Annotated in this window: 11 protein-coding genes; 9 read left to right on the top strand and 2 right to left on the bottom strand. The window is 70.6% G+C overall.

Annotation, left to right across the window (positions count from 1 at the left end; all coding sequences use genetic code 11):
* Positions 1-148: 148 nt before the first annotated feature.
* The 7 genes from GFH49_RS12810 to argF all read left to right on the top strand — a co-directional run bounded on the left by GFH49_RS12810 (position 149) and on the right by argF (position 8,772).
* Entirely contained in the window at positions 149-625 is a 477-nt protein-coding gene (locus tag GFH49_RS12810) for a DUF6099 family protein (RefSeq protein WP_155056090.1), read from the top strand.
* Between the two features lie 109 nt (positions 626-734).
* Positions 735-2,219: a 3' terminal RNA ribose 2'-O-methyltransferase Hen1 gene (locus GFH49_RS12805; RefSeq protein WP_155055980.1), complete on the top strand. Its 1,485-nt coding sequence runs from the start codon at positions 735-737 to the stop codon at positions 2,217-2,219.
* Positions 2,216-4,792, top strand: a complete 2,577-nt coding sequence (locus GFH49_RS12800; RefSeq protein ID WP_155055979.1) for a polynucleotide kinase-phosphatase — start codon at positions 2,216-2,218, stop codon at positions 4,790-4,792. Before GFH49_RS12805 ends, GFH49_RS12800 begins: the two co-directional genes overlap by 4 nt.
* A 138-nt stretch (positions 4,793-4,930) precedes the next feature.
* Positions 4,931-5,989 carry an LLM class flavin-dependent oxidoreductase gene (locus GFH49_RS12795; protein WP_155055978.1) on the top strand — a complete coding sequence of 353 codons (1,059 nt, stop codon included), beginning with the start codon at positions 4,931-4,933 and terminating at the stop codon, positions 5,987-5,989.
* Between the two features lie 44 nt (positions 5,990-6,033).
* Entirely contained in the window at positions 6,034-6,423 is a 390-nt protein-coding gene (locus tag GFH49_RS12790; protein WP_196217961.1) for a MarR family winged helix-turn-helix transcriptional regulator, read from the top strand.
* Between the two features lie 29 nt (positions 6,424-6,452).
* The gene (locus tag GFH49_RS12785; protein WP_155055976.1) at positions 6,453-7,676 is read left to right on the top strand and encodes an arginine deiminase; all 1,224 of its coding nucleotides are present in this window, start codon (positions 6,453-6,455) and stop codon (positions 7,674-7,676) included.
* Between the two features lie 88 nt (positions 7,677-7,764).
* Entirely contained in the window at positions 7,765-8,772 is a 1,008-nt protein-coding gene (gene argF, locus GFH49_RS12780; RefSeq protein ID WP_155055975.1) for an ornithine carbamoyltransferase, read from the top strand.
* Between the two features lie 10 nt (positions 8,773-8,782).
* Here argF and GFH49_RS12775 read toward each other — a convergent pair whose 3' ends face one another.
* Positions 8,783-9,289 carry an ATP-binding protein gene (locus tag GFH49_RS12775; RefSeq protein WP_230396263.1) on the bottom strand — a complete coding sequence of 169 codons (507 nt, stop codon included), beginning with the start codon at positions 9,287-9,289 and terminating at the stop codon, positions 8,783-8,785.
* 323 nt (positions 9,290-9,612) lie between these two features.
* On the opposite strand from GFH49_RS12775, the gene GFH49_RS12770 reads away from it, so the two are divergent.
* Both GFH49_RS12770 and GFH49_RS12765 read left to right on the top strand, forming a co-directional pair.
* Positions 9,613-10,440 carry an enoyl-CoA hydratase family protein gene (locus tag GFH49_RS12770; protein ID WP_155055973.1) on the top strand — a complete coding sequence of 276 codons (828 nt, stop codon included), beginning with the start codon at positions 9,613-9,615 and terminating at the stop codon, positions 10,438-10,440.
* Positions 10,425-12,815: a bifunctional salicylyl-CoA 5-hydroxylase/oxidoreductase gene (locus GFH49_RS12765; RefSeq protein ID WP_155055972.1), complete on the top strand. Its 2,391-nt coding sequence runs from the start codon at positions 10,425-10,427 to the stop codon at positions 12,813-12,815. Before GFH49_RS12770 ends, GFH49_RS12765 begins: the two co-directional genes overlap by 16 nt.
* A 104-nt stretch (positions 12,816-12,919) precedes the next feature.
* Here the strand turns inward: GFH49_RS12765 and cysN are convergent.
* A partial coding sequence (gene cysN, locus GFH49_RS12760) for a sulfate adenylyltransferase subunit CysN (RefSeq protein WP_155055971.1) occupies positions 12,920-13,859 on the bottom strand: 940 nt, incomplete at its 5' end.

Genomic DNA, 13,859 nt, shown 5'->3' with positions numbered 1-13,859 from the left:
TAGTCAAAATCCCGCCCGATTCCGATTTGTTGTCCGAAGATTTCCGTCTTCCTCTGGCTTTTCGTCCCGTCCACCCTCACTCTGGGTAGTGGACACCGGAGTTCGGGTGAACGCGCGACGAGCGCGTCGGGACGGACGGGGGCAGCGCATGGACGCGGTGCGGCTCATCGTGGCGAGCAGGCGCGAGATCGCGGGGAGCGGCGAGGCGCCACAGACCATGGCGGAAGCGTGGCAGGCCCAGGCCCTCGCCCAGGCGATAGGCAGCCGCCTCGCCGTCTCCGGCCCACCCGAACTGCGGGGTGAGGCACTGGGGTTGACCGAACTCGCGGGCAGAGGATGCGGCGTCCTGGACCGCCCCGACGTCCCTGACAAGGACCTGCGCGCCGCCCAGCTCACCGAACTGGGCGACGCCCGGCAGGCCCTGATGTACCTCGGCAGTCTCCTCGGCGAGGTGGGCATCGCCCTCGTCGGCATCGCCTCCTCCGCGGACGACGAATCCACGTACTGGCAGTGCATGGAGGCGATCGACGCGGCCGACGAGTCCCGCGACCGCGTGCTGGAGATGCTGCGACGGCTGACGGACCGGGACTTGGGGCAGGCCTTACCCGAGAGGGAGGCGGGGTGAAGGCTCCGCTGGAAAACCCTGAGGGTTCCCGGGGGCGTCCGCGGTACGTTGTGGGGGCGCGCTGAGACGAAGTATCCCCAGTTCAGACGGCCCTTCGAGGTTACCCACCGTGTTCCTGACGATCAGTACCACCGGCACCCCAGAACGCCCCGCCACCGACCTCGGCTTCCTGCTGCACAAGCATCCCGGGAACGCGCAGGCGTTTTCCACGTCCCACGGCACGGCGCACGTCCTCTATCCCGAGGCGGACGCCGAGCGCTGCACGGCGGCGCTGTTGCTGGAGGTCGACGCGGTGGCGCTGGCCCGGCGCGGCAAGGGCAAGGGGCGGGGCGGAGCACCCGACGCGACGCTCGCGCAGTATGTGAACGACCGCCCGTACGCCGCCTCCTCACTGCTCGCCGTGGCGCTGAGCAGCGTGTTCTCCAGCGCGATGAAGGGCACCTGCACCGCACGGCCCGAACTCCCCGGGCAGCCACGCCCGTTGCGCATCGAGGTGCCCGTGCTGCCGGCCCGCGGCGGCCCGGAGCTGGTACGACGTCTCTTCGAGCCGCTGGGGTGGACGGTCACCGTCGAACCGGTGGCGCTGGACGCAGAGTTCCCGGAATGGGGTGACTCGCGGTACGTCCGTCTCGTGCTGGAGTCCTCCGGGCGCACGCTCGCCGAGGCGCTGCGCCACCTGTACGTCCTGCTGCCCGTCCTCGACGATGCCAAGCACTACTGGGTGTCCTCCGACGAGGTCGACAAGCTGCTGCGGGCCGGTGAGGGCTGGCTGCCCGCGCACCCGGAGCAGAAGCTGATCACCAGCCGGTATCTGTCGCGGCGCTGGTCTCTGACCCGGCAGGCGATCGAGCGGCTGGAGCTGGTGCGGCTGGCGGAGGCGGACGACACCGCGGTGGAGGAGATCGACAACGCGGTGGAGGAGATCGACAACGCGGTGGAGGCTGAGACCGAGACGAAGGAGCGGCCGGCCCCGCTGGCCGTGCAGCGACGGGACGCCGTCATCGCGGCCCTCGGCACGTCCGGAGCCGCCCGTGTCCTCGATCTCGGCTGCGGACAGGGCCAGTTGGTGCAGGCGCTGCTCAAGGACCCGCGGTTCACCGAGATCGTGGGCGTCGATGTGTCCATGCGGGCGCTCACCATCGCCTCCCGGCGGCTCAAGCTGGACCGCATGGGCGAGCGCCAGGCCTCGCGCGTCAAGCTCTTCCAGGGCTCGCTCGCCTACACCGACAACCGCCTCAAGGGCTACGACGCCGCCGTGCTCTGCGAGGTCATCGAGCACCTCGACCTGCCTCGGCTGCCCGCCCTGGAGTACGCGGTGTTCGGCTCGGCCCGCCCCCGGACGGTCCTCGTGACCACCCCGAACGTCGAGTACAACGTCCGCTGGGAGTCCCTCCCGGCCGGCCACGTCCGGCACGGCGACCACCGCTTCGAGTGGACGCGGGAGGAGTTCGGGACCTGGGCCTGCGCCGTCGCCGAACGGTACGGCTACGACGTGGAGTTCGTACCCGTGGGACCCGATGACCCCGAGGTGGGTCCGCCCACCCAGATGGCCGTATTCAGCATGAGGACCGTGAAGGAGGCGACGGCCGCATGACCGAGACCCGCACCGGGCGCACCCTGTCCGTCACCGACCTCTCCCTCGTGGTGCTGATCGGCGCCTCCGGCTCCGGCAAGTCCACCTTCGCCCGCCGTCACTTCAAGCCGACCGAGGTCATCTCCTCCGACTTCTGCCGCGGCCTGGTCTCCGACGACGAGAACGACCAGTCCGCCACCCGCGACGCCTTCGACGTCCTGCACTACATCGCGGGCAAGCGCCTCGCGGCAGGCCGTCGTACGGTCGTCGACGCGACCAGCGTGCAGTCGGACGCCCGGCGCCAACTGGTCGAGCTGGCCCGGCAGTACGACGTGCTGCCGACAGCCATCGTGCTCGACGTGCCCGAGGAGGTCTGCGCCGAGCGGAACGCCGCCCGCAGCGACCGCGCCGACATGCCGCGCCGGGTCATCCAGCGCCACACCCGCGAACTGCGCCGTTCACTGCGGCACTTGGAGCGCGAGGGCTTCCGCAAGGTGCACATCCTCAGGGGCGTCGAGGAGATCGAGGGTGCCTCGGTCCTCACCGAGAAGCGGTTCAACGACCTGGCCCACCTCACCGGCCCCTTCGACATCATCGGCGACATCCACGGCTGCGCATCCGAACTGGAGTCCCTGCTCGGCAAGCTGGGGTACGTCGACGGCGTCCACCCCGACGGCCGTACGGCTGTCTTCGTCGGCGACCTCGTCGACCGCGGCCCGGACAGCCCGGGTGTGCTGCGCCGCGTGATGTCGATGGCCGGCTCCGGGAACGCACTGTGCGTGCCGGGCAACCACGAGAACAAGTACGGCCGTCACCTCAAGGGCCGCAGGGTCCAGCACACCCACGGCCTGGCCGAGACGATCGAGCAGATGGCGGGGGAGACCGAGGAGTTCCGCACCCAGGTGAGGGAGTTCATCGACGGGCTCGTCAGCCACTACGTCCTCGACGGCGGCCGGCTGGTCGTCTGCCACGCCGGACTGCCCGAGAAGTACCACGGCCGTACCTCCGGACGGGTGCGCTCGCACGCGCTGTACGGCGACACCACCGGCGAGACGGACGAGTTCGGGCTGCCGGTGCGCTACCCGTGGGCGGAGGAGTACCGGGGCCGGGCCGCGGTGGTGTACGGCCACACGCCGGTCCCGGAGGCCACCTGGCTCAACAACACCATCTGCCTCGACACCGGCGCCGTCTTCGGCGGCAAGCTGACCGCGCTGCGCTGGCCGGAGCGGGAACTGGTCGACGTACCGGCCGAGCGGGTCTGGTACGAGCCGGTCAAGCCGTTGCGGACCGAGGCGCCCGGCGGGCACGACGGGCGGCCGCTGGACCTGGCCGACGTGCACGGGCGCAGGGTGGTCGAGACCCGGCACCAGGGCCGTATCGCGGTCCGCGAGGAGAACGCGGCCGCGGCCCTGGAGGTCATGAGCCGCTTCGCCGTCGACCCGCGGCTGCTGCCGTACCTGCCGCCGACCATGGCACCGACGGCCACGTCGCACATCGACGGCTACCTGGAGCACCCGGCCGAGGCCTTCGGGCAGTACCGGGAGGACGGCGTCGAGCGGGTCGTGTGCGAGGAGAAGCACATGGGGTCGCGCGCGGTGGCGCTGGTGTGCCGGGACGCGGAGGCGGCGCGGAAGCGGTTCGGGGATGGGGGCACCTCCCGCTCGAGCGCAGCCGAGAGTGGGGGAGGGCCTACGGGGTCCCTCTACACCCGTACCGGACGGCCGTTCTTCGACGACGCATCGGTCACGGAGGAGATCCTCGACCGGCTGCGGACGGCGGTCGGCGCGGCGGGCCTCTGGGACGAGCTGGAGACGGACTGGCTGCTGCTCGACGCCGAGTTGATGCCATGGTCGCTGAAGGCGTCCGGGCTGCTGCGGTCGCAGTACGCGGCCGTGGGAGCCGCGTCCGGGGCGGTGTTCCCGGGTGCGCTCGCCGCGCTGGAGGGTGCGGCGGCGCGGGGCGTGGAGGTGACGGAACTGCTGGCGCGGCAGCGCGAACGGGCCGCGGACGCCGCCGCGTTCACCGAGTCGTACCGCCGTTACTGCTGGACCACGGACGGCCTCGCCGGCGTCCGCCTGGCCCCCTTCCAGATCCTCGCCGTACAGGGCCGCAGCCTCGCGGGCCTGCCGCACGACGAGCAGCTCACCCTGCTCGACCGCCTCGTCGAACACGACGGCACCGGCCTGCTCCAGACCACCCGTCGGCTGTACGTCGACACCGGCGACCCCGAGTCGGTGCGGGCGGGCGTCGACTGGTGGCTGGAGATGACGGGCCGCGGCGGCGAGGGCATGGTGGTCAAGCCGGTGGGCGCGGTCGTACGCAGCGAAGGGGGTCGGCTGGTGCAGCCCGGCATCAAGTGCCGCGGTCGTGAGTACCTGCGGATCATCTACGGTCCCGAGTACACCCGCCCGGAGAACCTCGCCCGCCTCCGCTCCCGCTTCCTCAACCACAAGCGCTCGCTCGCCGTCCGCGAGTACGCGCTGGGCCTGGAGGCCCTGGACCGGCTGGCGGAGGGCGAGCCGCTGTGGCGGGTGCACGAGGCCGTGTTCGGGGTGCTGGCGCTGGAGTCGGAGCCGGTGGACCCGCGGTTGTGATCAAGGGCTGCGCTGGTGGTTACGGCCACCGGCGATGTGCCGGTAGTCGTTAGTGGGTTAGCGCCTCTCCCTTGTCCAGCACGGCCCGGCGTGCCAGTATCAACCGTACACGGTCAATTGCTCCGAAGGAGAGCCGCCATGGAGTTCGGCCTCAATTTCTTCCCCGATGTCTCACCCGAGCAGAAGCCGGCACGGCAGTACTTCAGTGAGACGCTCGCGCTCGCAGAACTGGCCGACGAACTCGGCTACTCCCATGTGCGCATGGTGGAGCACCACTTCCACCGCTACGGCGGATACTCGCCCAACCCGCTCGTGTTCCTGGCCGCGGCAGCGCAGCGCACCCGGCGGGTTCGCCTCATCACCGGCGCGGTGCTGCCGGTGTTCAATCACCCGCTGAAACTCGCCGGTGAGATCGCGATGGTCGACGCCATCAGCGGCGGGCGCGTCGAGATCGGTTTCGCGCGCGCCTTCCTGCCGCACGAGTTCGAACGGTTCGGCAGGTCTCTGGACGAAAGCCGGGCCCGGTTCGACGAAGGGGTCAGTGCCGTCACGGGTCTGCTGACGCAGCGCGACTTCTCGTTCGAGGGAGCGTTCCACTCGTTCCCCGAGACGACCTCGCTTCCCCGCCCGACCCAGTCCCCGGCGCCGCCGCTGTGGACCGCGGCGTTGAGCAGCGAGGAGAGCTTCGCCAACGCGGGCCGCCGCGGTCATCACCTGATGGCGATCCCGCTGAGCGGCGGGAAGATGCGGGACCTCATCGCCGTCTATCGCGACGCGCGGCGTTCGGCCGGGCACCCCGGAAACGGCAGGGTGATGCTGGCCTTCCACCTGCTGTGCAGGCAAGATCACGACCAGGCCGTCGAGACGGCCCGCGGCCCGGTGAACGCGTACCTGGAGTCGCTCACCGACGCGGCGGGCGCGTGGGTCTCCGGCACCACGTCGGACGACTATCCGGGCTACGATAAAATGATCACCAAGCTGCGCGAGGACTCGTTCGACGCGCAACTGGCGGCGGGCACGATCTGGGTGGGCACTCCTGATCGAATCGTCGACCAGATCTCGGCCTACCGGCAGGAGATCGGGATGTTCGAGGAGGCGTCGCTCCAGGTGAACTTCAACAGCCTGCCCGTCGACGAGGCCCGGACCACAGTGGAGCTGTTCGCGAGGGAGGTCGTGCCACGAGTCGCCCACCTGTAGATCCCTGGGATCTCAGTCGCGAACCCGGTCACCTGATTCGGCGAGTGCAGGCGCTGCACGCGAGTATCTTCACCGACGAACTCGGTGACCGGATCACTTCACCGCAGTACGCACTGCTCGCCGTGGTGGCCGGGGAGCCGGGAGTGGAGCAGCGGCGCGCGGTCTCCGACTCCGGGCTGGACCGCTCGACCGGCACCGATGTCGTGGCCCGCCTGGTCGAGCGCGGCTACCTGGAACGGCGGGTGCATGAGGACGACCGCCGCCGCAGACGACTGTGGCTGTCGGAGAGCGGCCGCGCGTTGATGGACGGTCTGCGTCTGCAGGCACCCCGTGTCGGGGAACGCCTGATCTCGGCGCTGAGCCCGGACGAGCGGCATCAGTTCATCCACCTGCTCCAGCGAATCCTGGACGGGAAACGGTCAAGCGGTGGGTGAACCCGGTCGTCGGTGGTCAGGATGGATGCATGGGATTCCATGTCGACTCCGAGGCCGGGCGGCTGCGCCGCGTCATCCTGCACCGGCCGGATCTCGAACTCAAAAGGCTCACCCCCAGCAACAAGGACGCGCTCCTCTTCGACGACGTGCTCTGGGTGCGCCGGGCGCGCGCCGAGCACGACGGGTTCGCCGATGTGCTGCGCGACCGCGGCGTCGCCGTCCACCTCTTCGGCGATCTGCTCACCGAGGCCCTGGCCGTCCCGGCGGCCCGTGCACTCGTCCTGGACCGCGTCTTCGACGAGAAGGAGTACGGGGTGCTCGCCACCGACCACCTCCGGGCCGCCTTCGCGTCACTGCCGTCCGACGAGCTGGCCGAACTCCTCGTCGGCGGCATGACCAAGCGCGAGTTCCTCGACGCCCACCCGGAGCCGATCTCCGTCCGCTTCCACGTCATGGACCTCGACGACTTCCTCCTCGCCCCCCTCCCCAATCACCTCTTCACCCGGGACACCTCCGCCTGGATCTACGACGGCGTCTCCGTCAACGCCATGAGATGGCCCGCCCGGCAACGGGAGACCGTGCACTTCGAGGCGATCTACCGGCACCATCCGCTGTTCCGTGACGAAACGTTCCACGTCTGGTCCGAGGGGCAGGCCGACTACCCGTCCACCATCGAGGGCGGCGACGTCCTGGTGATCGGCAACGGTGCCGTCCTCATCGGGATGAGCGAGCGGACGACCCCCCAGGCCGTCGAGATGCTCGCCCACAAGCTGTTCGCCGCGGGCTCCGCCGAGACGATCGTGGCGCTCGACATGCCCAAGCGGCGGGCTTTCATGCACCTCGACACCGTGATGACGATGGTCGACGGCGACACCTTCACCCAGTACGCGGGGCTGGGCATGCTCCGCTCGTACACCATCGCGCCGGGCGTCGCGGAGAAGGAGCTGAAGGTCACCGACCATCCGCCGGAGCACATGCACCGCGCGATCGCCGCCGCGCTGGGCCTCAGCGAGATCCGCGTCCTCACCGCGACCCAGGACGTGCACGCGGCCGAGCGCGAGCAGTGGGACGACGGCTGCAACGTGCTCGCCGTCGAGCCGGGCGTCGTCGTCGCCTATGAGCGGAACGCCACCACCAACACGCATCTGCGCAAGCAGGGCATCGAGGTGATCGAGATCCCGGGCAGTGAGCTGGGGCGGGGGAGGGGCGGGCCGCGGTGCATGAGCTGTCCGGTCGAGCGGGCGGGCGTATAGCGGCGATCGCACGTCAGGGGGCCGTATAGAAATGCCGATGTTCGTATAGACTTCCAAAAGTCCTGTTCTCGCACCTCTGGAGCGCCCCATGGCGACAGTCCCGACCGCCCTCGCCGGCCGCCACTTCCTCAAGGAGCTGGACTTCGACCAGGAGGAGTTCCTCGCCCTGATCGCGCTGTCCGCCGAGCTGAAGGCAGCCAAGCGGGCCGGGACCGAGACGCGGTACCTGAGCGGGAAGAACATCGCGCTGATCTTCGAGAAGACCTCGACGCGCACCCGCTGCGCGTTCGAGGTCGCGGCGGCCGACCAGGGTGCCTCGACCACGTACCTCGACCCGTCGGGCTCACAGATGGGCCACAAGGAGTCGGTGAAGGACACCGCCCGGGTCCTCGGCCGGATGTTCGACGCGATCGAGTACCGGGGCGACAGCCAGGCCGCCGTCGAGGAACTCGCGGCATACGCGGGCGTGCCCGTCTACAACGGGCTCACCGACGACTGGCACCCCACCCAGATGCTGGCCGACGTGCTCACCATGACCGAGCACGGCGGCAAGCCGGTCAACGAGATCGCCTACGCCTACCTCGGCGACGCCCGCTTCAACATGGGCAACTCCTACCTGGTCACCGGCGCCCTGCTCGGCATGGACGTACGGATCGTCGCGCCCCGGTCCTACTGGCCCGCCGAGGAGATCGTCGGCCACGCCCGCAAGCTGGCCGAGACCAGCGGGGCGCGGATCACGCTCACCGAGTCCGTGGACGAGGGCGTCCGCGGCGCCGACTTCGTCGCCACCGACGTCTGGGTGTCCATGGGGGAGCCCAAGGAGGTCTGGGACGAGCGGATCGCCGCGCTCGCGCCGTACGCCGTGACCATGGACGTGCTGCACGCCACCGGCAACCCGGACGTGAAGTTCCTGCACTGCCTGCCCGCCTTCCACGACCTCGGCACCAAGGTCGGCCGCGAGATCCACGAGCGGCACGGACTTCAGTCCCTGGAGGTCACGGACGAGGTCTTCGAGTCGGCGCACTCGGTCGTCTTCGACGAGGCGGAGAACCGGCTGCACACCATCAAGGCGGTCATGGTCGCCACCCTCGCCTGACGCGCGTCGGTCAGACCGGACGCCGCTGAGGCGGAATCGTCGGCAGCCTGAACCACACCGCCTTGCCGGAATCGGTGGGGCGGTGGCCGCAGGACGAGCTGAGGGCACGGATGAGGAGCAGGCCGCGCCCGTGCTCCTGCCAGGGGTCGGCCTCTCCGCCGGCGGGATGGGTGAGGTTGCCCGGCGGCGCCGGGTCCGGGTCGTGCACCTCGACCTGGCAGCCGCTCGGCAGCAGCTCCACGACAAGCTCTATCGGACCGCTCCCGGCGGTGTGCTCGACGGCGTTGGCCACCAGTTCGGCGGTGAGCAGCTCCGCGGTGTCGGAGTCGGCCCCGTGCTCCAGCTCGGCCAGCGCCGTACGGACCAGTGCGCGGGCCACGGGCACCGCCGCGGCGGTGTGCGGCAGCGCGATGCGCCAGGAGGCCGACGGAAGGGGCGGCACGAAGTGCCTCCATGAGGGGTGGTGGCCGGGCGGCGGGTGGGATGGGGAGCGTTCGTACAAGGCGGTTCCGTTCATGAGCAGGCTGTCCTGCTTTCAACCATCTGATGGTACGGCGCCCTCCGACCGAGCAGCTCGACGGGCGCCGTAGGGGACCTTCGGCCCCGGTATCGAGCGGCTTACCCCTCCCAACGGCCCGCCCACCGCGGCTGCTCCCGCCGTTACCGCGTTATCGACGATCCGTGCCGTGCCGTGACGGATGTGACAGAGGCCGGTCACCCGTAACAACTACGGTGCCGACCCCCTCTATCGCGCCCCCATGACGACAGTCACATATGGGTGATAACTTCGAAGGGCAGAGCCCCGTGAGGCAACGTCGCCCCCCGAGGAGGCCCCACCTCATGAGTCCCTTCACCGGCTCGGCCGCCCGCACCTCCGAGTGGCAGCACCTGCGCGTCGAGCTCACCGACGGCGTCGCCACCGTCACCCTCGCCCGCCCCGCGAAACTCAACGCCCTCACCTTCGGCGCCTACGCCGACCTGCGCGACCTGCTCGCCGAGCTGTCCCGTGAGCGGGCGGTCCGCGCCCTGGTGCTGGCCGGGGAGGGACGCGGCTTCTGCTCCGGCGGCGACGTCGACGAGATCATCGGGGCCACCCTCGCCATGGACACCGCCGAGCTTCTCGACTTCAACCGGATGACCGGGCAGGTGGTCCGCGCCGTACGGGAGTGCCCGTTCCCGGTGATCGCGGCGGTGCACGGGGTGGCGGCGGGGGCGGGCGCGGTCCTCGCCCTGGCCGCGGACTTCCGCGTCGCCGACCCCAGCGCCCGCTTCGCCTTCCTCTTCACCCGGGTGGGCCTGTCCGGCGGCGACATGGGCGCCGCGTATCTGCTGCCCCGCGTCGTGGGCCTCGGCCACGCCACCCGCCTGCTGATGCTCGGCGAACCGGTACGCGCCCCCGAGGCCGAGCGCATCGGCCTGATCAGCGAACTGACGGACGAGGGCCGAGCGGACGAGGTGGCCCAGGCACTGGCCCGCCGCCTGGCGGAGGGCCCGGCGCTGGCGCACGCCCAGACGAAGGCCCTCCTCACAGCCGAGCTGGACATGCCGCTGGCGGCGTCGGTAGAGCTGGACGCATCGACGCAGGCCCTGCTGATGAACGGCGACGACTACGCGGAGTTCCATGCGGCGTTCACGGAGAAGCGCCCTCCCAAATGGAGGGGGCGGTGACTGTGCCCACCTCAGGGGCGCGGGGCCGTACCGAACGTGCGGCTACCGCCGCGTGGGCGCGGCCGGCCACAACGAACCCGCAGCCGCCGACACAGACCGGCCACCCCCTCCGTGTGGCGATCGTCGGCGGCGGCCCCGGCGGCCTCTACGCGGCAGCGTTGCTGAAACGCCTCGACCCGAACCGCGAAGTCACCCTCTGGGAACGCAACGCCCCCGACGACACCTTCGGCTTCGGCGTAGTCCTCTCCGACGAAACCCTCGGCGGCATCGAACACGCCGACCCGGTCGTCTACGAGGCCCTGCAAAAGGACTTCACCCGCTGGGACGACATCGACATCGTCCACCGAGGCACCCGCCAGACCGCCGGAGGCCACGGCTTCGCCGCCCTCGGCAGGAAACGGCTCCTGGAAGTCCTGCACGAGCGCTGCCGCAGCCTCGGCATCGACCTCCGCTTCCGCACGGAAGCCCCCTACCCGGCCTGGCTGGCCGAGACATACGACCTCGTCATCGCCGCCGACGGAGTGCACAGCACCACTCGCGAGGCCTACGCCCATGTGTTCCGCCCCCATATGGCCACACACCACTGCCGCTACATCTGGCTGGCGACGGACTTCGCCTTCGACGCCTTCCGCTTCGAGATCGCCGAAACCGAACACGGCGTGATGCAACTGCACGGCTACCCCTACGCGGCCGACGCCTCCACCGTGATCGTCGAGATGCGCGAGGAGGTGTGGCGAGCGGCAGGCTTCGCGGACCTCGACGACCAGGAGTCCGTCGAACGGTGCGCCAAGATCTTCGCGGAAGCGCTCGGCGGTCGGCCGTTGAGGTCCAACAAGTCGGCGTGGACCAGGTTCCGTACGGTGGTCAACGAACGCTGGTCGCACCGGAACGTGGTGCTGCTGGGCGACGCCGCCCACACCGCCCACTTCTCCATCGGCTCCGGCACCAAGCTCGCCGTCGAGGACGCCCTGGCACTGGCGGCCTGTCTGGAGGAACAGCCCTCGCCGGCACGCGCGTTGGAGGCCTACGAGGAGGAGCGGCGCCCCGTCGTCGCCTCCACCCAGCGTGCCGCCCGCGCCAGCCTGGAGTGGTTCGAGGACATCGCCCGCTACCTCGACCAGCCGCCCCGCCAGTTCGCCTTCAACCTCCTCACCCGCAGCCGCCGGGTCACCCACGACAACCTTCGGCTGCGCGACGCCCGTTTCACCGGCTCCGTGGAGCGCGCGTTCGGCTGCCCGCCCGGCACGCCCCCGATGTTCACCCCGTTCCGGCTGCGCGGCCTGACCCTGCGCAACCGGGTCGTGGTGTCCCCGATGGACATGTACTCGGCCGTCGACGGCGTCCCCGGTGACTTCCACCTCGTCCACCTGGGCGCACGAGCGCTCGGCGGCGCCGCCCTGGTGATGACCGAGATGGTGTGCGTGAGCGCCGACGGCCGGATCACCCCGGGCTGCGCCGGCCTCTACACCGGCAAGCAGGCCGAGTCCTGGAAACGGATCACCGAGTTCGTGCACGCCCGGGCACCCGGCACCGCGATCGGCGTCCAACTCGGCCACTCCGGACGCAAGGGCTCGACCAAGCTGATGTGGGAGGGCATGGACGAGCCCCTTCAGGACGGCAACTGGCCGCTCGTGGCCGCGTCCCCGATGCCGTACAGACCGGAGAGCCAAACCCCCCGCGAGCTGTCCCGCGCCCAACTCACGGACATCCGCGAACAGTTCACGGCCGCCGCCTGGCGGGCCGCCCGCGCCGGCTTCGACCTTCTCGAACTGCACTGCGCCCACGGCTACTTGCTCTCCGGCTTCCTCTCCCCGCTGACCAACCACCGCACCGACGCCTACGGCGGCACGCTCGCGAAACGGCTCCGCTTCCCGCTGGAAGTCTTCGACGCTGTGCGGGGAGTGTGGCCGGATGAACGGCCCATGACCGTCCGGATCTCCGCCACCGACTGGGCCGAGGGCGGCACCAGCGGCGAGGAGGCCGTGGCGATCGCCCGTGCCTTCGCCGCGCACGGCGCCGACGCGATCGACGTGTCCACCGGGCAGGTGGTCGCCGAGGAGCGGCCGGAGTTCGGGCGCTCGTACCAGACGCCGTACGCCGACCGCATCCGCCACGAGACCGGCATCCCGGTGATCGCCGTCGGCGCGATCTCCTCCTGGGACGACGTCAACTCGCTGATTCTGGCCGGGCGCACGGACCTGTGCGCGCTCGCCCGCCCGCACCTCTACGACCCGCACTGGACGCTGCACGCGGCGGCCGAACAGGGCTACGACGGCCCCGGCGTCGTCTGGCCGGCACCGTACCGCGCGGGCAGCCGCCGTCCGCAGACCGGACGCACGGACGCCCCCAAGCCCCGCTTGACACTCGGGACCTGACGGCGGCGGAGTTCAGCCCGCGGGCAGGCTTTCCGCTGGGCGGCACGTGTGGGTGCGGTGCCCGGCGCCGCGCCGGGCAACGCACCCACAGGCGTACACCAGGGCTACAGCTCGACCATGCCCGCGGTCAGCGTCGCGCCGTCCGCCGGGTCGATCAGGAGGAACGCGCCGGTCCGCCGCGACACCGCGTAGTCGTCGAGCGCGAGCGGCTCGGCGGTACGCAGGGTGATGCGGCCCAGGTCGTTGGCGCTCAACTCGTCGGCCTCACCGAGATCCTTGACGATCCCCTTCACGGTCCGGGTCGTGTGCCGGACCAGGACCCGGTCGCCGACCCGCAGCGGCCGGTCGGCCAGATGGCACGCGTCCGCCCGCATCTCCTTCGTGAGCGCCGGGACATCGGCCCCGGCGGTGATCATGTCCCCGCGCGAGACGTCCCGCTGGTCGGCCAGGCGGATGCTGATCGACTGCGGCGCATGGGCCGCCTCGTGATCGACTCCGAGCACGTCGATGGCGGTGATCTCCGAGGTCTCACCGGAGGGGTGGACGGTGACCCGGTCACCGACCTTCAGCGAACCCGACACCAACTGCCCGGCGTAGTGGCGGGCTTCGCCGTCCCGGATGACGTACTGCACGGGGAAGCGGGCCGGAGCGTCGGCGGGGTCGGTCCCGACGGGCACCTGCTCCAGGAACTCCAGCAGGGCCGGCCCCCGGTACCAGTCCATGTGCGCCGAGCGGTCCACCACGTTGTCGCCGACCAGCGCCGAGACCGGGATCGGAGTGAAGCCGGGCAGGCCCAGCTCGGCGGCGTGGCCCGCGAAGTCCTCGACGATGCGCTCGAACTCCGTCTCCTCGTACCCGACGAGGTCCATCTTGTTGACGGCGAGGACCACGTGCGGGACGCGCAGCATGGCGGCCACGGCGGCATGGCGGCGGGTCTGCTCGACGACGCCGTTGCGCGCGTCGATCAGGATGATCGCCAGTTCGGCGGTGGAGGCGCCGGTGACCATGTTGCGGGTGTACTGCACATGGCCGGGGGTGTCGGCG

The organism is Streptomyces blattellae (assembly GCF_009709555.1).
Taxonomy (GTDB): Bacteria; Actinomycetota; Actinomycetes; order Streptomycetales; family Streptomycetaceae; genus Streptomyces; species Streptomyces blattellae.
The sequence above is the reverse complement of the archived record's forward strand: the minus strand, read 5'-3'. Positions and strand labels throughout refer to the sequence as shown.